18 protein-coding genes are annotated in these 18,704 nt (G+C 66.5%); 9 read left to right on the top strand and 9 right to left on the bottom strand.

Annotation, left to right across the window (positions count from 1 at the left end):
• Positions 1-26 precede the first annotated feature (26 nt).
• From A5711_RS07880 to A5711_RS07865, 4 genes are all read left to right on the top strand, one after another.
• The gene (locus A5711_RS07880) at positions 27-1,229 is read left to right on the top strand and encodes a cytochrome P450 (protein ID WP_231972161.1); all 1,203 of its coding nucleotides are present in this window, start codon (positions 27-29) and stop codon (positions 1,227-1,229) included.
• 11 nt (positions 1,230-1,240) lie between these two features.
• Positions 1,241-2,461, top strand: a complete 1,221-nt coding sequence (locus A5711_RS07875) for a CaiB/BaiF CoA-transferase family protein (RefSeq protein WP_067945192.1) — start codon at positions 1,241-1,243, stop codon at positions 2,459-2,461.
• A gap of 39 nt (positions 2,462-2,500) precedes the next feature.
• A complete protein-coding gene (locus tag A5711_RS07870) occupies positions 2,501-3,358 on the top strand; it encodes a mycofactocin-coupled SDR family oxidoreductase (protein ID WP_067889322.1) in 858 nt (285 codons plus the stop codon).
• 64 nt (positions 3,359-3,422) lie between these two features.
• The gene (locus A5711_RS07865; RefSeq protein ID WP_231972160.1) at positions 3,423-4,712 is read left to right on the top strand and encodes a phosphotransferase family protein; all 1,290 of its coding nucleotides are present in this window, start codon (positions 3,423-3,425) and stop codon (positions 4,710-4,712) included.
• An 18-nt stretch (positions 4,713-4,730) separates the two neighbouring features.
• Here the strand turns inward: A5711_RS07865 and A5711_RS07860 are convergent, their stop codons facing one another.
• Complete coding sequence (locus A5711_RS07860) at positions 4,731-5,945, bottom strand: cytochrome P450 (protein WP_067945187.1); 1,215 nt, start codon at positions 5,943-5,945, stop codon at positions 4,731-4,733.
• A 183-nt stretch (positions 5,946-6,128) separates the two neighbouring features.
• On the opposite strand from A5711_RS07860, the gene A5711_RS07855 reads away from it, so the two are divergent.
• Positions 6,129-6,683 (top strand): TetR/AcrR family transcriptional regulator, encoded by a 555-nt coding sequence (locus tag A5711_RS07855; protein ID WP_067945185.1) that lies wholly within the window; start codon positions 6,129-6,131, stop codon positions 6,681-6,683.
• Between the two features lie 8 nt (positions 6,684-6,691).
• On the opposite strand, the gene A5711_RS07850 is transcribed toward A5711_RS07855, so the two are convergent.
• The 7 genes from A5711_RS07850 to A5711_RS07820 are packed head-to-tail and all read right to left on the bottom strand — an operon-like array spanning position 6,692 to position 14,181.
• On the bottom strand, positions 6,692-7,810 hold the full coding sequence (locus tag A5711_RS07850) for a thiolase family protein (protein WP_067945183.1): 1,119 nt from the start codon (positions 7,808-7,810) through the stop codon (positions 6,692-6,694).
• Entirely contained in the window at positions 7,807-8,049 is a 243-nt protein-coding gene (locus A5711_RS07845; protein ID WP_067889335.1) for a hypothetical protein, read from the bottom strand. Before A5711_RS07845 ends, A5711_RS07850 begins: the two co-directional genes overlap by 4 nt.
• The gene (locus A5711_RS07840) at positions 8,039-10,138 is read right to left on the bottom strand and encodes a CoA transferase (RefSeq protein ID WP_067945181.1); all 2,100 of its coding nucleotides are present in this window, start codon (positions 10,136-10,138) and stop codon (positions 8,039-8,041) included. The genes A5711_RS07845 and A5711_RS07840 overlap by 11 nt, the downstream gene beginning before the upstream one ends.
• Entirely contained in the window at positions 10,135-11,217 is a 1,083-nt protein-coding gene (locus tag A5711_RS07835) for an acyl-CoA dehydrogenase family protein (protein WP_067945179.1), read from the bottom strand. The genes A5711_RS07840 and A5711_RS07835 overlap by 4 nt, the downstream gene beginning before the upstream one ends.
• A complete protein-coding gene (locus A5711_RS07830) occupies positions 11,207-12,400 on the bottom strand; it encodes an acyl-CoA dehydrogenase family protein (protein WP_067945177.1) in 1,194 nt (397 codons plus the stop codon). Before A5711_RS07830 ends, A5711_RS07835 begins: the two co-directional genes overlap by 11 nt.
• A complete protein-coding gene (locus tag A5711_RS07825; protein WP_082975678.1) occupies positions 12,397-13,707 on the bottom strand; it encodes an amidohydrolase family protein in 1,311 nt (436 codons plus the stop codon). The genes A5711_RS07830 and A5711_RS07825 overlap by 4 nt, the downstream gene beginning before the upstream one ends.
• A 42-nt stretch (positions 13,708-13,749) precedes the next feature.
• Positions 13,750-14,181 (bottom strand): SRPBCC family protein, encoded by a 432-nt coding sequence (locus tag A5711_RS07820; RefSeq protein WP_067945175.1) that lies wholly within the window; start codon positions 14,179-14,181, stop codon positions 13,750-13,752.
• 76 nt (positions 14,182-14,257) lie between these two features.
• On the opposite strand from A5711_RS07820, the gene A5711_RS07815 reads away from it, so the two are divergent.
• The 3 genes from A5711_RS07815 to A5711_RS07805 all read left to right on the top strand — a co-directional run bounded on the left by A5711_RS07815 (position 14,258) and on the right by A5711_RS07805 (position 17,603).
• Positions 14,258-15,154, top strand: coding sequence for an enoyl-CoA hydratase/isomerase family protein (locus A5711_RS07815; protein ID WP_067945173.1), 897 nt, complete (start codon positions 14,258-14,260; stop codon positions 15,152-15,154).
• Positions 15,155-15,232: 78 nt separating this feature from the next.
• Complete coding sequence (locus A5711_RS07810; protein WP_231972159.1) at positions 15,233-16,144, top strand: SDR family NAD(P)-dependent oxidoreductase; 912 nt, start codon at positions 15,233-15,235, stop codon at positions 16,142-16,144.
• A 19-nt stretch (positions 16,145-16,163) separates the two neighbouring features.
• The gene (locus A5711_RS07805; protein WP_067945171.1) at positions 16,164-17,603 is read left to right on the top strand and encodes an aromatic ring-hydroxylating dioxygenase subunit alpha; all 1,440 of its coding nucleotides are present in this window, start codon (positions 16,164-16,166) and stop codon (positions 17,601-17,603) included.
• A gap of 192 nt (positions 17,604-17,795) precedes the next feature.
• On the opposite strand, the gene A5711_RS07800 is transcribed toward A5711_RS07805, so the two are convergent.
• Positions 17,796-18,521 (bottom strand): NAD(P)-dependent oxidoreductase, encoded by a 726-nt coding sequence (locus A5711_RS07800; protein WP_255398218.1) that lies wholly within the window; start codon positions 18,519-18,521, stop codon positions 17,796-17,798.
• Between A5711_RS07800 and A5711_RS27895 the strand changes: the two genes are divergently transcribed.
• The coding region (locus A5711_RS27895; protein ID WP_255398217.1) for an NAD(P)-binding domain-containing protein at positions 18,428-18,704 on the top strand (277 nt) is incomplete at its 3' end. The two genes, A5711_RS07800 and A5711_RS27895, sit on opposite strands and share 94 nt — an antisense overlap.

Below are 18,704 nucleotides of genomic sequence, written 5' to 3'. Positions count from 1 at the left end.
TTGATGTTCTATTGTTCAGTCTTATGGTGACGATCACAGCGGCCCGCTTCGACGAGCCGGCGTTCTACCTCGGCGACCCGAACGCCACATTCGCGCAGTTGCGCGAACACGACCCCGTGCATTGGTACGAGGAGGGCCAGTTCTGGGTCATCACCAAGTACGAAGACATCAAGGGTATCTCGGCTCGACCCGAGAAGTTCAAGTCGGAGCGCATTGGGATCATGATGGATCTGATCGCGCACCGGGAGGGCCGCGACCCTCAGGGATATGGCAACCGCGGCATCATGTTCATGGATCCGCCGGTGCACCGAGTGCACCGCAAGGCTGTCGGCGTGCGGTTCACGCCGGCCGCGGTCGCCAAGATGGAGGCCCGGGTACGCCAGGTCGTCAACGATGTGCTCGACGACCTGCCGAAGGGTGAATTCGACTGGATTCAACGGGTCGCCGAGCCCATCCCCGTGTATGTGTTCGCTTACCTGCTGGGAGTGCCCGAGGAAGACTGGCCGAAGGTCGCGGGCTGGGCGACCACGATCGCCAATGTCGGTGGTGGGGCCGCGAGCGACGAGGACTACGCGTTCATCTTCGAACACATCGGGCCCTATCTGATGGGCCTCGTCGCCGAACGCAAGGAGCATCCTCAGGACGATCTGCTCACGATGCTCTCCCAGGTGACCGTTGACGGGGTGCCCTTCGACGACATGCAGGTGATGATCTACGCGCTCACCTTGCTCGCCGCCGGCAGTGAGACCACGCAGAGCCTGATCGCGGGAATCGCCGATTGCCTCGACACGCATCCCGACCAATCGGCGGTGTTGTTCGCCGATCCTGGCCTGAGCGGCAACGCCGTCGAGGAGGTGCTGCGTTACTGGACGCCGGTGATGAGCATGGCCCGGCAGGCGGCTCGCGACGTCCGTCTGCGCGGTGCGGAGGTCAAGGAAGGCGACGGGGTGCTGCTCGCCTATGCGTCCGCGAACCGCGATCAGGAGCACTGGGGCCCGACCGCCGAACAGTTCGACATCCACCGCCAGGACGCCGCCAATCACCTCGGCTTCGGGGTCGGCGAGCACTTCTGCATGGGCGCCGCCCTGGCTCGACGCGAAGCTCGTCTGCTGCTGGAAGAAGTGGCGCGGCGCGCCAAGGGGATTCACGTGGTCGGCGACCGAGTGCCCCGCGTGTCGACGCTGGTGCACACGCACGACCACCTGCCTGTTGTGCTCGACTACCGCTGAGGGGCGTGCCCATGAGCGGACCCATGGCAGGCGTACGCGTCCTCGAGGTTGCCCAGTGGACGTTCGTTCCGGCCGCCGGTGCGGTGCTTGCGGACTGGGGCGCCGACGTACTCAAAATCGAACATCCGCGCACCGGCGATGCCCAGCGGGGCCTACGTCAGCTCGGCAACGTGCAGATCGCCGGCGACCGCAACCCCGTCATGGAGCACGCGAACCGCGGCAAACGATCTATCGCCCTGGATATCTCGACACCGGCCGGCCATGAATTGCTGATGGACATTGCGCGCACAAGCGACGTTTTCCTGACCAACTTCTTGCCCGACGCCCGTGCCAAACTGCGGATCGACGTCGATGACTTGCGGACGGCGAATCCCGACATCGTCTATGTGCGGGGCAGCGCATACGGAACGCTCGGCGACGAGGCCGGCATCGGTGGCTACGACATGACCGGCTTCTGGAGCCGAGGCGGTAGCGGGGCAAGCGTCACCCCGCCCGATATGGGCGGCGTCGTCGCACAACCCGGCCCGGCGTACGGAGATTCTCTGGGCGGCATGACAATTGCCGGCGGAATCGCGGCGGCGCTGTTCGCTCGTGATCGGACCGGTGAGGCCAAGGTGGTGGATGTGTCGCTCCTCGGAGTGGGGGTGTGGGCGATGGGGGTGGCAGTCAACGCCGCGCTGATCTCCGGAGAGCCGTGGCAGGCAAACCCAGCCGGCGCCAACGTCGCCCCGCACAATCCGCTGGTGGGCTTCTACCGCACCGGCGACGGGCGGTACATGGGATTGTCGATGATGCAAGGTTTCCGCTATTGGGCGGACTTCTGTGCGCGGGTCGGACTCCCCGAGCTTGCCACCGACGAACGCTTTGCCAGCCATGAGCTGCTAACCCGCAACGCGGCGCAGGCAACTGCGATCCTGCGCGAGGTGCTCGGAAGCAAAACCCTCGAGCACTGGCGCAAAGCGCTGGCCGGTTTCGAAGGGCAGTGGGCGCCCGTACAGAACACGATGGATGTTGTGGCTGACGAGCAGGTGAGGGCAAACGGTGTCATCGCGCCCATCCAAGGCAGCGGCGGTGCCCTCGAGTTGGTCTCTAGCCCCGTGCTTTTCGATCAGACACCGTTTACTCTCGGCCCGACACCGGAGTTCGCCGAACATACCGAGGCGCTATTGCTCGAACTGGGCAAGGACTGGGACGACATCATCGCCCTCAAGGACAGCGGAACCATCGCGTGATCGACAGCCCTCTTAAGATCCAACCAACGGAGTAAGCAGATGAATCGAGTCAGCGGCAAAGTTGCGGTCGTCACGGGTGCCGCGCGCGGCCAAGGACGTAGTCACGCAGTCCATCTCGCCGACGAGGGTGCCGACATCATCGCCGTTGACATCTGCGACGACATCGCGACCAACGACTACCCGATGGCACGCAAGAGCGACCTCGACGAGACGGCGAAGCTGGTGGAGAAGGCCGGCCGGCGGGTGGTCACCGCGGTGGCCGATGTGCGGGATCGGGCGGCCCTGAAGAAGGCGATCGACGACGGCGTTGCCCAACTGGGCGGGCTGCACGTCGTCGTCGCCAACGCCGGCATCTGCCCGCACGGAGAGCACAAAGGGTATCCGGCGTTCCGCGACGTGCTCGACGTGAACTTTCTCGGCGTTGTCAACACCGTCAACGCCGCGTTCGACCATCTGGACACCGGTGCGTCGATCATCGCCACCGGCTCGATCGCCGGACTGGTCTCCCAACACGACATGTTCAACGGTGGCGGCAACTCGGGCCCCGGCGGGCTCGGCTACGGTCTGGCCAAGAAGTTCGTCCGCGACTGGGTCAAATCGATGGCGATGACGCTGGCGGCGCGCGAGATACGCGTCAACGCCGTGCACCCGACGAACGTGAACACCGCGATGATGAACAACCCGATGATGTACAAGACGTTCCGGCCCGACCTGGAGGCTCCGACACACGACGATGCCTTCGTGATCTACCCGATGCTCCAGGCGATGCCGGTGCCCTGGGTGCAGCCCGAGGACATCTCGCACGCCGTGGTCTACCTCGCCTCTGACGAATCGCGATACGTCACCGGGCTGCAGATGTTCATCGACGCCGGTGCCGCGCTGAAAATGGGCTTCTGACCTCCCCGATGACATGACACACGATGAGGCGGTTCGAAGCTGGCTCGAGAGTCACCTGGGGCCCGTGCGGGCCTTCGAGCGCCAACCACGTTGGCGTCCGGCCTGGTTCGCCGACGTCGAACGCGACGGCACGATCGTGCCGCTGTATGTGCGGGGCAACCGCGAGGGCATGGAGTTCTCGTTGTCCACCCATCGAGAAGCAGACGTCCTTGAAGCCCTGGAGAAGCAAGGGATTCCAGTCCCACACATTCACGGTCGGATTGACGCACCACCGGCCATCGTGATGGATCGCCTGCCCGGCGCCACCAATCTGTCAACCTCGCCGAGTGCAGCGGAACGCGACTCGGTCATCGACGAATACATGGAAATCCTTGCGCGGATCCATCGGTTGGATCCGGGTGAGTTCTCTGCCGTCGGGCTCAAGTTGCCCAAAGACCCTCAGCAGCATGCGTTGTCGAGCTTCGAAGCGTCCGTCGCGAGGTATCGGTCTACCAAAAAGCGCCCGGAGCCGTTTCTGGAATTCGGCATCGGCTGGATCCGCCGCCACGTTCCCGCGCACCGGTTCGACCCCCGCTTCGTCCTCGGCGATCCCGGACAGTTCATGTTCGCCGACGGTCGTGTGACCGGACTGCTCGACGTCGAACTGGCCTACCTCGGCGACACCGCCCATGACCTCGCAGGACTGCGCCTGCGCGACATCTCCGAGCCCTTCGGCGACCTCGAGCGCGCGTTCCGGCGCTATGAGGAGGTTTCCGGTGTGGAACTGGACCTGCCGGTGGTCGAGTTCCACACCGCGCAGTTCTCGCTCACCACGCCTCTCTCGTTGGTGATGGTCTTGCACAACCCTTTTCCAATGAGCGACTTGCTGCAATATGAGGAGTGGTTTCAGCAATGCTCGCTCAACGCAGTCGAAGCCATGGCCGCGGTCGAGGGCGTCGCCCTCGACGATTACCGACTCCCGCAGGCGACAGATGTCCGCCAGAGCGGCCTTATCGACGCGTTGGCACCCATCATCGAAGAAGTACCCGCCGAGACCGAGATTGAGCGCTTTCGCCGGCATCAAACCGCGCAAACCGCGCGCTACGTTGCCGGCGTCTGCCGGCAGGGTCCCGCGATCGAATCCGAAAACCTCGACGACGTCGAACGCTTACTCGGCTCCCGATACGCCGACTGGCGTGCGGGCGATGCGGCGCTGGAGGCATTCGTGCTGCAGGCGCCGGACAACATGGACACCGAGCTCATTCGGCTGTTCCACAGCCGCATCATGCGGCAAATGCGTTTACTGGAGCCGGTTCTCAACCGCGCCGGCGGCGTGTACCCGCTGACGCCGCTGGCCCGGTTACTCGGCCACTGACGCGCGCGTCGTGGGCCGCTACCGGGCGACGAGCTCCAGACGCTTCCGCCGCCGGACCAGGATGCTGGGCAGCCAATCTCCGACGTCACACGCGTCGATCCAGGTGGTGCGCTCCAGTAGCATCTTGAACACGATCTGAGCCTCCAACCGGGCCAGGGCCGCCCCGACGCAGAAATGCACGCCCTTGCCGAACGTCACATGCCCCTTCCCGTTGCTGCGGTCGAGAAGGAATTCGTTGGGCGACTCGAAGTGCTCGGGGTCGCGGTTGGCGGCTCCCCATAAAAGAATCAGATGCGCATTCCCCGGCACCTCTACCCCGCCGAGGGTGGTGTCACGCCACACATGGCGGTAGTGGCCACGAAACGGCGGCTCGTAGCGCAGTGTTTCTTCGATGAAATTGCCCAGTAATTCCGGGTTTTCGCGAATCCGCTGTTGGACCTCGGGGCGGTCGGCGAGAATCCATGCCGCACTGCCCAACAACGAGGCGGTCGACTCGCCGGCGGCACTGAACAGCGTGAGCATGATGCCCATCGCCACGGCCTGGTCCACCTCGCCAGAGGCGTAGCGGGCGGCCATGTCCGGTATCAGCCCGGATTTGTCCGCGGTATCCGCCTTGTCGAAATGTTCCATGACGTACGCGGACAGTTCGAACGCCGCAACCCCGGCCTCCGCGAGCTGCGCCTCGGTGACGACGCCGTCGAGCAGGGTGGTGGTGGCGTAACCCAGCCGGATCAGTTTGTCGACATCGGCATGGGGCAGGCCCAGCAATTTTGCGACCACCATCATCGGAAGCCGGTTCGCCACCGCGCCCATCCATTCGATGCGTCCTTGGTGCAGGTTCTCCTCCCACAGGCGCTCGGCGGTCTCCGCAGCGAATTCCTCGATGATCCGCACCCGGCGCGCGGACAGGTGTGGGAGCAAGATCTTGCGGTGCAGTGCGTGCGCCGGATCATCGGCCGTGGCCAGGGCGTGGGTGGGGCTTCCCGCCTCCATCATCGGCAATGCCCCGATGCTGCCGTCCTCGCGGAAAATCATGGTTGCCGTGAGATTGGACGAAAAGTCATCGACCCGAGTGACGGCCTCGATCAACGCTTCCCAGCCACACACGGCATAGAAGTCGGAACCGGCGATGCGATGCACCGGAGCCGTCGCGCGCATCCGGTCATACATCGGATACGGATCCTGCAAAGCCTCGGCACCGAAGAAATCGACCGGGTCGCTCAAGACCGCCATAGACCCAGGCTGAAGGTGACCGCCGGCGCGGTCAATAGGGCGAGGAAAGTTTGATAAGCCTCCCGCCGCGCCGTCCGTGCACCCCAAACCCCTTGCGCGGGAGGACCAGCGCGTTAGCCTGAGAATTGTTACCGATAATTCTCAGCCTGAGGGAAGTTTCTGTTGGCTGTACGGGAGGGTTGTATGGCACAGAACGACTGGCTGGTGGGCCGGGATCGCCGCAGCGCAGCCGCAGAACGGATATATGCGGCCGCCGCCGACCTCATCTCGCACGTCGGATACGACGAGTTCACCATCGAGAGCCTCGCCGAAACGGTCCACTGCTCACCGGCGACGATTTACCGGCACGCCGGCGGAAAGGCGGCCATCAGGGACGCGGTGGTTGCCCTCCAGGCAAGCCGTATCGTCGATACCGTGCGCGAGGCCATCAAAGACCTGACCGGCCGCGAACGAGTGGTGACGGCCACCATCCTGGCTTTGCAGCGCCTGCGCTCTGATCCGTTGGCTCAGCTCATGCAGACCGCACCGACGGTGCCGCGCAGCGAGTGGCTCACGAACTCCCCCGCTGTCACCGCACTCGCCTATGACATGCTCGGATCCGACAATGCGGATCCACTTGCCGCCCAATGGCTTATCCGGGCGTTCCTGGCGCTGTGGTGGTGGCCGGTGAGGGACCCCGCCGACGAACGCGCCCTCGTCGAACGATTTCTCGGCCGGTCTTACGAAGACCCCGGCTGAGGGCCGAATCACCGACCCAGTACGGCCACAACACAGGACCCACCGCCCCCCATCGCCTGCGCCAGCCCGACGCGCGGATCGGCGGCCTGCCGCGAATCCGACTCTCCACGAAGCTGACTCACCACCTCCGCGACCTGGGCCAGTCCCGTTGCACCGAACGCGTGCCCGCGGGCAAGGCAGCCGCCGTCGGTGTTGGTCGGCAGCCTGCCTTTGGATCCCAACCCGCCCGACTGAACGAGTTCGGCGACGTCCTTGACGTCGACGAGGCCGAGTGCGATCAGCGCGGTGACCTCCTCGCTGGCGCACATGTCATGCAGGGAAACGATTCCGACGTCATTCGCCGCGACCTGCGCCGCGGCGTAAGCCCGGCGTGCCGTCAGGGTTATTTGCGACGGCGGACCGACGCACGGACCGGCCAGCGGCCAGCCCGGGTCGCGGGGCCAACTCGTCTGCTCGATGGCGTTGATCGCCACGGACCGCGGGCGTTGTCCGGACGTCACGACGATCGCGGCGCCGCCGTCGACCGAGGCGTGACACATCATCTTGGTTAGCGGCTCGGCGATCATCCGCGACGACATCACCTGTTCAACGGTCACCTCGTGGTCGTTGCGCCGAGCCGCCAGCGGATTCAGGCGCGCCTGGTTATACGACTTGGCCGCGACGGCACCGATAACATCCGGCGCGCAGTTCGCCTCGTACAGAAAGCGATTCGCCTCGATCGCGTAGTGGATCTGCGGCGGGAACCGGTCCCAGAAATCGACCGCCGCCGGTACCACCCCGCCGGGCTCGAGCGCGGTCGTCTTCTCATAGCCGATCGCCAACGCCGCCCCGCAGCGGCCCGACGCCACCGCCCACACAGCATGCCGCAGGGCGACCATGCCCCCCGCCGAGGCGCTTTCGATCGCGGTCACCGGGATCCCGCTGCGTCCCAACGCATGCGCGACCTTCAGCCCGGTCTGCGGCGGTGCCATCGACGACGAGCAGAAGACCTCGCCGATGGCGTCATAGCCGAGACCCGCGTCCTCGAGCGCCTGCCGAGCGGCCGTCACCCCGAACTGTGCGAGCGCGGCGTCGCCGTGTTTGCCGAACGGGGTGAGCCCGACGCCCGCGACGTGGACGCCCGTCACGCCGGATCCGCCTCGAAGAGCAGCACTTCAGCCTCGCCAAGCTTCCGCTCGACGATTCGGCCAACGGCACCGGGCCCGGGCCGTGGCCCGGATACCAGGAGTTGCACCCGGCCGTCGCGGGTGTCGACCCATGCGACGGAGTAGCCCTCCTGGCCGAACTCGGGAATCGGCGACCTCGACGGCACGAACGTCGACGCCCACACCGTCGCAGTCTCATCACTGGGTGGATCAGCCGGCACTTGTCATCCTCTCCTGACGGGCATTCGCGTCGCCCAGGGCCGGCGGCGGTGCCAGCGGGATCGGGCCCTGCCCGGTGAATCGCCACGGGAGACCGACCAGGCGCGCGGTGGTGATATCCGGATCGGGGTGGGTGATCTCCGGGAAGAATCCCCGCGCGGCCAGGTGGGGGTCGTCCACCAGGTCGTCCGCGCGTTGCACGACCGCAGCGCGCAACCCCGCGGCCGTCAGGCGCGCTGCCGCCTCGCCGGCCGGCGCGCCGGCGATCAGCGCGGCGAGCTGATCGGGTTCCTCGGCCAATTCCGCCAGGCGCGCCCAGTCCGCGGGAGCCGAGAGTTCGACCGCCACCCAACGGTCATCGGCGCCACGGTAGACGCCGCCCCGCGCGGCGGCCCCACTGTCGGACACCACCCCCTCGGCGGCCGAAGCCGCGGCGACGAATTCGGCCACCGTGGACGCCACCACCTCGGCCATGGACAGATCGATCACCGCCCCGGAGTCGCGGGCAGGCCCGAGCGCCCACGCCGCTATCACGGTGGCGGCCACCACCGAAGACAGCGGGTCGGCGATTACCGTGCCGAGCCGCGCCGGCGACCCGTCGGATCCCGTGGTGAGTCCGGCCAGACCCCCGTAGGACTGAACGTTGTTGGCGTACACGCGGTATCCGGCCATGGGACCCGTCGACCCGAAACCCGAGACCCGCATCACCAACCGGCCCGAGTCGGCGATTTCGACGGGGTCGACGCCGAGCCGGGTCAGCCGCGCCGCGCCGACATTCTCGATCAGCACGTCGGCTTCCTCGAGGGCGGCGGCGACGTCCTGCGTCGCCCGGCCGGGATCGATCAGCGCGCTGCGCTTGGAGTGGTTGGCCACCGCGAAATACGCGCCGCGCTCGACGCCGGGCTGCCCTGCGGCGAACGGTCCGGTGCGCCGGTAGATGTCGAGTCGGTCGCGGTCTTCCAGTCGCAGCACCCGGGCACCCATCCCACCGAGGAGCGCGCCGACGATCGGCCCGGCCAGGACGTGGGTCAGCTCGGCGACTCGCAGGTCGTTCAGCCGGCCTGTGCGGTGCCGTCCGAATCGCCCGCCCGGGCGCGTCGCCCATGGGGGGGCCAGTACGGACAGAGCAGTACCGCCCAGTCGAGTCACCGAAATGGCTCCGCGAGAAGCGAATTGGGGCGACGTCAGGATCTCTGCGGGTGTATTCACCGGCGTCGAAGGCACGCCGTTGGCCTGCAACAGGGCTGCGCAGTCTTCCTTGAGGAGCGTCGCCGCCCACGCCCCGACGTGGTGGTTGATCAAATCGGCGTGCTCTATCCGCGCGGCTCGTTCGCCCAGGCCCGTGGCCCATGCGGGATGACCCAAGGCCACCAACAGTCCGGTCCACTGGTGATTTTCGACGGCGGTGATGCGCACCAGTCCATCGCGGCAGGCGAACAAGCCCGACGGGGCGAGATAGCGCCCGCTGCCCGCCCTTCCCGGGCAGGAGTACAGCACGTGGGCGCACTCGGGAAGGGCCGCGGTGAATGCGACCGCCTCCTGCACCGACACATCCACGCTCACCGGCGCGCTCGTAGCGTTGCGCCGATCGAGGCCGTGCAGGGCCGCCAGCGCCGTCACCGCGCCCGCCGCCTTGAGCGCGACATAGCCAGGGGCGGGCACCGGCGTCCCGTCGGAGCCCTCGATCGTAGCGAGCATGCCACCGGCCGCCTGGGCGATCAGTTCACCACCCCGCTCGACGGAGCGCGGTCCGGTCAGGCCGAATGGGCTGACGCTCACCACCACGGCGTTTCTGGCCTGCGGCGGGTCGATCGCGGCGTCGTGGTCGACGATCACGATGTCGTGTGCGTCGATCAATGCCGATGTGTCGCTTGGTGATCGCAGGACTCGCTTGCCACGATCGAGAACCACGTCAACCAGTGGAACCGTCGCGGCGCCAACCGCGATCATCGGCCCTACCCGGGGCGGCGAGAAACCGCCGCCGAGCTTACTCACCTCGGCGCCGAGGTTCGCCAGCAGCGACGTGGCCGCCGCAGCGGCGATCCCATCGCCGACCTGAAGGACTTTGACACCCGAGAGGAACGAGGTCACCCGCCACCTCCCGGCTGCTCCACCGGATAGCGCCCCGTAAGCCAGCGCGTGACGATGTCGCGGTGGTGCGCGCGCTGACCGAGATTTCCCGCGGCGCTGGCCGCCCGGCGGAGATGAACGTGGGCATCGTGCTCCCACGTGTACGCGATGCCGCCGAACACCTGGGTGGCGCCCTCGGGCACGGTACGCAGCGCGTCGACGCCCCAGTAGGCGGCGAGGGAGCCCAGTGCGGGGGCCTCGGGATGCCCGTGTTGGCAGGCGTCGGCGGCACGATTGACGAGCGCCCGCCCGATCTCGATCGCGCACCGCTGATCGACCAGGCGGTGCTTGATCGCCTGGAAGGCGCCGATCGGGCGGCCGAACGCGACGCGCAGCTTCGCGTACTCGGTTGCGGCCTCGTTGGCGGCCGCCGCAATGCCAACCAACTCGGCCACCCGGCCGATCAGGCCGCGCAGCGCGGCTTCACCGTGGCGGCGGACCGCACCCGGCCCAGTCTCGAGGACCTGAATCGGCGCATCGCTCAGCGTGATTCGTGCGCCGGGATTGTGATCCAGGGGCGTCACCGGCTCGCGCACCACGCCCGCCTCCGCCGGTTCGACAACCCCGAGCACGGCGGACTCTCCGTCGCCCGCGCAGACCAACAACTTGGTTGCGACCGCACCGAACGGCACGAGCGGCCACACTCCGGAGACGCCCGCCGCGGTGCGCTCTCCGCGCTCGGGCAGCAGCACGGGAATCCCGTCGGCGCAGCGGTTCTCGCACCATCCCGTGGCAGCCACCATCGCAAGCGGGACAGGGGCCGACGCCGCGCCGGCGGCCTCGGCCAGCACGCACAGATCACGGAGCCCGCCCCCTCCGCCCCCGGCGGCCTCGCTAACCAAGACGTCGGCCCAGCCGGCCTCGACGATCGTCTGCCAGAGCTTCGGGTCGAACACCGGGCCGGGGCCATCGAGCAGGCCCCGAAAAGAGCTGGCAGACCACACTTTTCGGAGGGCGTCATCGGCCGACGCCCGCAACTGCTCGAGTTCGGCCGCGCTGCGTGCGAGTTCGCTCAGCGACGACGGGGCATCAGGGGTCACGCGGCAGTCCCAGCAGCTTCTCGGCGATCACGTTGCGCTGGACCTCAGATGTGCCCGCACCGAAGGTCGCGGCCCGCATCAGCAGGTAGCTCCGTGCGACGTTCCCGTTGTTCGTCGCCCCCGCCGAGCCGCGCTCCAGGGTGCCACCCGGCCCGGTGAGTTCCAGCCCGAAATTGGCCATCTCCTGATCGACTTCCGATGTCAACAGCTTGGCCACCGACGCCTCGGGTCCGGGACTGACACCGCGGACGCCGGCGGCCGTCGCCTGGGCCGAGATCTGACGCAGCGCCTCCACCCGCGCGGCGAAACCGACGATCCGATCGGCCACGTAGCCGTCGCCGCAGCCCTCGTGCCCCAGCGCTCCTTGCTCCTGCGCCATCTTGATCAGAATCGCCAGCCGCCGTTCGATCCGATGGGTGCGGCTCTGTCCGACGCGCTCGTAGCCCAGCGTGGATTTGGCCACCCGCCAGCCGCCGTGCAGTGGGCCGAGCACGTTGGCGAGCGGCACCCGCACCGAATCGAAGAACACCTCGTTGAACTCGGCCTGCCCGGTGATCTGGCGGATCGGGCGCACCTCGATCCCGCTGGTGCGTAGGGGTATGAGGATGTAGCTGATTCCTTGGTGCTTGTCCGCCGTGGGATCCGTGCGTGCCAGGATGTAGATCCAGTCGGCGTATTGCGCCTTGGACGTCCACACCTTCTGCCCGGTGATGACCAGCTCTTCGCCGTGGATCTCGGCCCTGGTCTTCAGGGCGGCGAGATCACTGCCCGCGTCGGGTTCGCTGAATCCCTGACACCACACCTCTTCGCCCGAAAGGATTTTCGGCAGATAGCGTTGGCGTTGCTCGTCGGTACCCCACTGAATGATCGTGGGGCCGAGCTGATTGACGGCGCTGCGGTTGATGGGCTCTGGAGCGTGCGCGGCGGCCATCTCGGCGTTGAAGATGAGCTGCTGCACCGGAGTGGCCGCGCGACCACCATATTCGGACGGCCATGAGATCGCCGCCAAGTCCGCGTCGTGAAGACGCCTCTGCCACAGGCGCATTCGGCTCAATCGATCCATTTCGTCGCGGCCCTGGACGCGGACGTCCGAGGTCAATGCCGTTGCAAGAAACCCGCGCACCTCGTCGCGGAACTGCCGATCGGCCCCGGTGAGGACGACCCCGTAATCCGGTTCGGTCACGCCCCACCGCGAAGGATCGACGCCATCCGTACCTTCATGTCGCCGTACGTGATCGCGGTAGCGCCCGCCCTGGGCGCGCGGCCGGCGTCCACCTTCGGCGCCGACAGATCCAGGCCGGCAATTCTTTCCCGCAGCGCCGCGACGGTGCAGTGTTCCCTGCCCCGTCGCTCGACGCCGGTGTAGCCGAAGGCGCGGGCCGCATTACGCCAGGTGATCGCCTCGACCTCGTCGGGTGTGCAGCCCTCCAACTGGGCGGCGAGCTGCTCGGGCGCGTCCGGCCAGCTGCTGTCCGAGTGCGGGTAGTCCATCTCCCAGCAGATGGTGTCCACTCCGATGCGCCCCCGCATCTCGATGCCGACCCGGTCGCGGATGAAGCACGACATGAAGTTGCGGCGATACACGTCGCTGGGGCTCAGCCCGTCACCCAAATCGTCTCCTGTCCAGGCCCGCTGTCGCGAGTAGATGTCCTCGAATCGCTCCAGCAGGAACGGAATCCATCCGATGCCGCCCTCCGACAGCGAGAACTTGATGGACGGGAACTTCTTCACAATGGGTGAGAACAACAGGTCGGCCACGAAGCGCTGGGTGTCGATCGGCAGCATCGAGTTGTACGCCAGATAGGTGGTCAGGTCCGACGGCACCGGCAATCCGCCACCCGTGCCGATGTGGATGTTCACGACCGTGTTCTCTGTGCAGATCGCCTCCCACAGCGGATCCCAGTGCGGATCCTGCCAGGGCGGCTGCCCGTAGCTCCCGATGTGTTGTGGAGCCGTCACGGCGCGACAGCCCCGCCCCGCCAGGCGCCGCACTTCGGCCGCGGCCAGTCTCGCGTCCCACAACGGCAGGATCCCCATCGGGATGAACCGGTCGGGATGCCGGCCGCACCAGTCCTCGATGTGCCAGTCGTTGTAGGCGCGCACCATCGCCTCGGACACGTCGCGGTCCCCGCGGTAGGTGAACAGCGCGCCCGAGATGGTCGGGAACGACGGGAAGCACAGCGACGCAAGGACCCCGGAGGCGTCCATGTCGTTCACCCGTGCGTCGACGTCGTAGCACCCCGACCTCATGTCGCTGAATCGCGACGGCTCGAATCCCCATTCGTCGTTGGGCCGGCCCACAACGGCGTTGAGCCCGATGTTCGGCAGCTGCAGACCGTCGTACACCCAGAAACACATGCCGTCGGCGTCCTCGACGATGCGCGGTGCGTCGTCGGCGAAACGGCTTGGCACCCGGCCGTTGAACATGTCGGGTGGTTCCACGGTGTGGTCGTCGACGCTGATCAGTACCAGACCGAGAGGATCAATCACTCGAACAATCCTAAACTAATATACAATTTCTGTCTAAGTGTTCTATCCGGACCCTCTCGCTTGGGCGAAGTCCTGTACCCAGCCCGCCATCAAGCCGTAAACGGACTCCATGGCATCGCGCGCGGCGGCATCATCACCAATCGGCTCGTAGTCGATGTCCCAGACCACGATTGATTCTCCGCCGGCATCCGCGCTCTCGGTTACGGTGTTGACCGCCACGAAGCGGCTGACCGGCATCGGGTTGTTGGTGATCTCGTACGACAGCGCACGCTCGTCCGGCTTGATCCAGATCAGAGTCTCGATGACTGGCTTCTCGGTGCTCGCGGCGATGAACCGCCGCATGCCGGGTCCTTCGCCCTCGACCCTGACATCGCTGGGTCCGGGGATCCAGTCGACGTTACCGAAGTCGGCGAGAACGGCCCACACCGCGTCCGGTGACACGGCGAGCCGCTTGGTGACCGTGAATGTTGGCATTCGCCGACCGTATCACCAGATGTGACAATTGATCGACTAGTGTACTTATGTACTGCCAACGCGCGAAGGAGGGCTGATGGCCACCGACTCCGCCGCTGGAGGCGAATTCGAGGTCGACGAGGACTGGGTCCGCTATGAGGTTGTCGAACCGCACATCGCGCAGATCACCATCAACCGGCCCGAACGGCGCAACGCCATCCTGTCTCCCGGAATGCATCGACTCTTCAAGGAGCGGCTGGACCGCGCCGAGGACGATGACCAGGTCAAGGTCGTCGTGTTGCTGGCCGAGGGCAAGGACTTCTGTAGCGGCGACGACGTGCGCCGGCTCCCGGTGGAAGAAGCGGGACTGCGCAAGGGCGAGCGACTGCCGCAGACCGCGCGCCTGGGCAACGCCCGACGGCTGCACCGGCACCTCACCAATTGGCTGGAGTTCCCGAAGACGGTGATCGCCGGCTGCCAGGGCGCCACGCTGGGCGCCGGGATGAATCTGGCCCTGGCCGCAGACATTCTGGTCGTCTCGGATGACATGTACGTTGCCCGCCCTCAGGCGCGCATCGGGTTCGCCGGGTTCTCCACGGCCATGCCGCTCGCGCTGCTCAAGATGGGGCCCAACCGCGGCTACGAGGCGATGATCACCGGCCGCAAGGTGACCGCGCACGAACTACGCGAGTGGGGGGTAGCCGCCTCGGTGGTGCCCGCCGAGCGGCTCCGCGACGAAGCGTTGCGCTATGCCCGCGCGATCGCTCACCACTCGGCCGACGGCCTGATGGTGGGAAAGCACGCTCTGATCGCGTTTTGGCACGCCGTCGGGATGGCGCAGTTCGGGGACTGGGTTCCGATGGGCCACACGGTGTTCAGCAACCTCGTGTGGCGCGACGACGAGTTCAACTTCATGAAAGAACGCAGTACCCGCGGCGGCCGGGAGGCGATGGCCGAGTTGGAGCGCCGCTATGCCGAGTGGGGGTTCGAGTAGGCGATAGCTAAACAGCTATACAGATATTGTCTGTATGTTCTGTATGCTCGTCTTTGACGCGAGGCCACGAGGAGTTGGATGACGATGGGTGTGTTGGACGGACGGACCGCGTTGGTGACGGGAGCCGGGCGGGGAATCGGCGCTGCGGTGGCCGAGGGCTTGGCCGCCGAGGGCGCGACGGTCCTGGTCTCCGATGCGGGCGTCGGCGTCGACGGGACCGGACACGACTCCAGTCCGGCCGAAAGCGTCGCGGCGGCGATAACGAGCCGTGGCGGCAAGGCATTCGCCGATACCACCGACATCACCGACTTCGCCGCATGCGCGGATCTCATCGGCCGCGCCGCCGAGACGCTCGGCGGCTTGGACGTCGTGGTGAACGCCGCGGGAATCCTTCGGGACGGCATGGTCTTCAAGATGAGCGAGCAGGACTGGGACGCGGTGGTGTCGGTGCACCTCAAAGGGACGTTCAACGTCACGCGCCACGCGGCGGCCTGGTGGCGGGAGAACCGCGGCGGGCAGTACCGGCTGATCACCTTCACATCCATGTCGGGCTTGCAGGGCGCGCCGAGCCAGCCGAACTACGCCGCGGCCAAGATGGGCATCGTCGGCCTGACCTTCTCGTGCGCCAACGCGCTGCGCAACTACGGGGTGCGCTGCAACGCCATTGCGCCGATCGCGGGCACCCGGATGACGCAGGGCATCAAGGGCGGCGGCAGCATGGACTACTCGGACTCCAACGTTCGCCTTTCACCGAAGAATTGCGTGCCGCCGGTCGTGTATCTGGCCAGCGAGCAGTCCGACTGGCTCAACCGGCGCGTGATCTTCGCCGGGAACGGGCGGATCAGCCTGATGTCCAATCCGGTCGTCGAACGCGAGATCGTGTCGGCGTCGGGGACGTGGGACATCCCGACCGCGTTCGCCGAGATCGAGACGTCGTTCAAGGAAGCGGTGCTGTATCCCAACATCTTTGACAAGCCACCGTCCAGCTGAACCGACGAAGAGTGCGACAATGACCGAGCTTGCCACCGAGCGGGTGCCACAAAAGTTCGCCTGCGGTGAGACTTTCGTGCCCAAGAGCCGGTACATCGACCCGGAATTCCTGAACCTCGAACTGGAGCGATTGTTCACCCGGGTGTGGCAGCCCGCGTGTCGCGAAGAGGAAGTACCGGACGCCGGCTGCTTCTACGAGTACACGATCGGCCGGCAGTCCATCGCCGTGGTGCGCCAGAAGGACGGCAGCATCAAGGCATTCCACAACACCTGCGCGCACCGCGGCATGAAGGTCGTCCGCGGCAGCGGTTGCTCGGCCAACAAAGAGCTGCGCTGCGAATTCCATGGCTGGCGTTATGAATTGGACGGCCGGTCCTCCTTCGTCCCATGTCGCGACGAGTTCGCACCACGCCCACGCCAGCAGTGGGGCCTGCGTCCCGTCGCCGTGGGGACCTGGGGTGGCTGGGTATTCGTGAGCATGGCCGAGGACCCGCCGGATCTGCTCGAGTGGCTGGACCCGCTGCCGACCGCGCTGGCGCCATTTCGGTTGCAGGACATGCGCTACCGCTGGCGCAAGCGCACGTTCCTGCCGGCGAACTACAAGACCGTCGTCGACGCGTTCATCGAGGGATATCACACGCCCGGGACCCATCCGCAGACGATGCGATCGGCGCAGGGCCCGCGGCCGTCTGCGGAGCCCGCAGCGCCGCAAGAATACGTCTACGCTCCCTACACCCCGACCATCACCTATAAGAACCACTCGCGGTTCGTCTACACGCAGCGTCCCGAGCATGCCGGCCGCGACAAGGGTCGCCAGGAGCAGGCGGCGCGACCAGAGGTGTTCGCGAATTCGATGAAATACCAGTACCTCGAGGTCGGGTCGCTGGTCACCGAGCGAGACTACCGGGCCGCGCAAAAGCTGGCCGCGATGGAGCCCGGCGACGTCCCGCCGTTTGTTCTGTACCACCTGATGTGCGAGGAACTCGCCCGCGCCGAAGGCGTTGACTTCCCGCGGATGTCGATGGAGCAATACTTCGCGGGGAACGGCGACTGGCATGTGTTTCCGACCATGGTGATCCTGGTCGAGAAGTCCTGCCTGCTGGGATACCGCATGTTGCCCGACGCCGAAGACCCGAATCGGTGCACGTTCGAGATGTTCTCGCTGGAGCATTTCGCGCCCGGCGAGGTGCCCGAGACGCAGTGGCAGGTCTTCGAGCGGTGGCAGGACCACGACGGCTGGGGCGAGCTGCCCTCACAGGACCTGAGGAACATCGGCGCCATCCACGCGGGCATGCACTCGGCCGGGTTCGAGGGACTCTGGCTCAACACCGCCCAGGAGATGTCCATTCGCAACGAGCATGCGATCGCCGACAGGTTTCTTTTCGGTGCGGACCGCGACGGTGTTGATCCTCGCGCTCAGGAGGGCGGTTCCTCCGAGTCGACATCGGAGAAGCGATAGCGGTTCTCGCCATCGGCGGCGGCTCCCAGCCGCATTCATGCGACGACAGCAACACCGCCGACCGTGCAGCCGCCGGTTTCGATCGCCGGGATGGCCTGATGTACAACCTGCTTGGCGACCCACGTGGAGTTCCGGGCGGGCGCAACGCCAACTTGCCGAATCGGGCTGCGCCAGAAACACGTTGGTGACCGGTCAGAGAGCTGTTTCGGTCGGCTCACGCGGATATCCGAAAAGTTGCAGCGCTTCGTCGGCGACTGCGATCAGCGAGCCGGTGGGGGCATCGCGTTCGCCGGTCAGCCGGTCGAAGATTCCGATGTCTTTACGGAGCAGGGGTCCGACCATTGGAGCCAACACCCCGAAGCCACCGACAGCGACGGCGGTGTTCAGCGAAAAGCTGTTGCCGCTGCTGACCGACAAAGCGCGGCCCAGAGCGTGCTCGTCCAGGCCCAACCGAGTGCCGGCAACCATCGCGTCGCGCGCCAGGGCGTAGTGGGCGGCGTGCAGAGTGTTGTTGACGAGTTTGGCGATCAACCCGCTGCCGAGCGGCCCGAGGTGAATCACGTTGCCCCCGAAAGTTTCGAGCTCCGCGCGGCATTTTTCGTAGTTTTCGTCCTCGCCGCCGACGAGGACGGTGAGCTTGCCCTCGGCAGCCGCGAAGCCGCCGCCGCTGACCGGAGCGTCGATCACACCGACACCCCGTTCCGCCGCGATCCGCGCAATCTGGTGACACACCTCCAGGCTGATCGTCGAATGGATGGCCAGCACGGACCCGGGTGACATGCCGGCGAGCACCCCGGATTCGCCCAGGACGACGTCTTGGACCCCTGCATCGTCGACCACACAGATCCCGACCACGTCGCTGTTGGCCCCCAGCTCGGCCCGGGTTTCCGCGAACGACGCCGCAGAACCGAGCCGGATTCATCGGTCTCGGGGACCAGGGCAAGGGAATGGCAGATCGGCTCATAGCCTGCGGGGTGCCCACGACGTTGTGGGCACGCCGGGCGGAATCGCTTGAGCCCTACCGCGGTTCTGCGGCGTCGTTCGCGGAAACCCGGGCCGAGCTGGGGGCCAACAGCGACGTGGTCGGGATCTGTGTGGTCG

Source organism: Mycobacterium sp. E2238 (assembly GCF_001672665.1).
Taxonomy (GTDB): Bacteria; Actinomycetota; Actinomycetes; order Mycobacteriales; family Mycobacteriaceae; genus Mycobacterium.
Note: the sequence above shows the minus strand (reverse complement) of the source record. Positions and strands in the feature narration are given on the sequence as shown.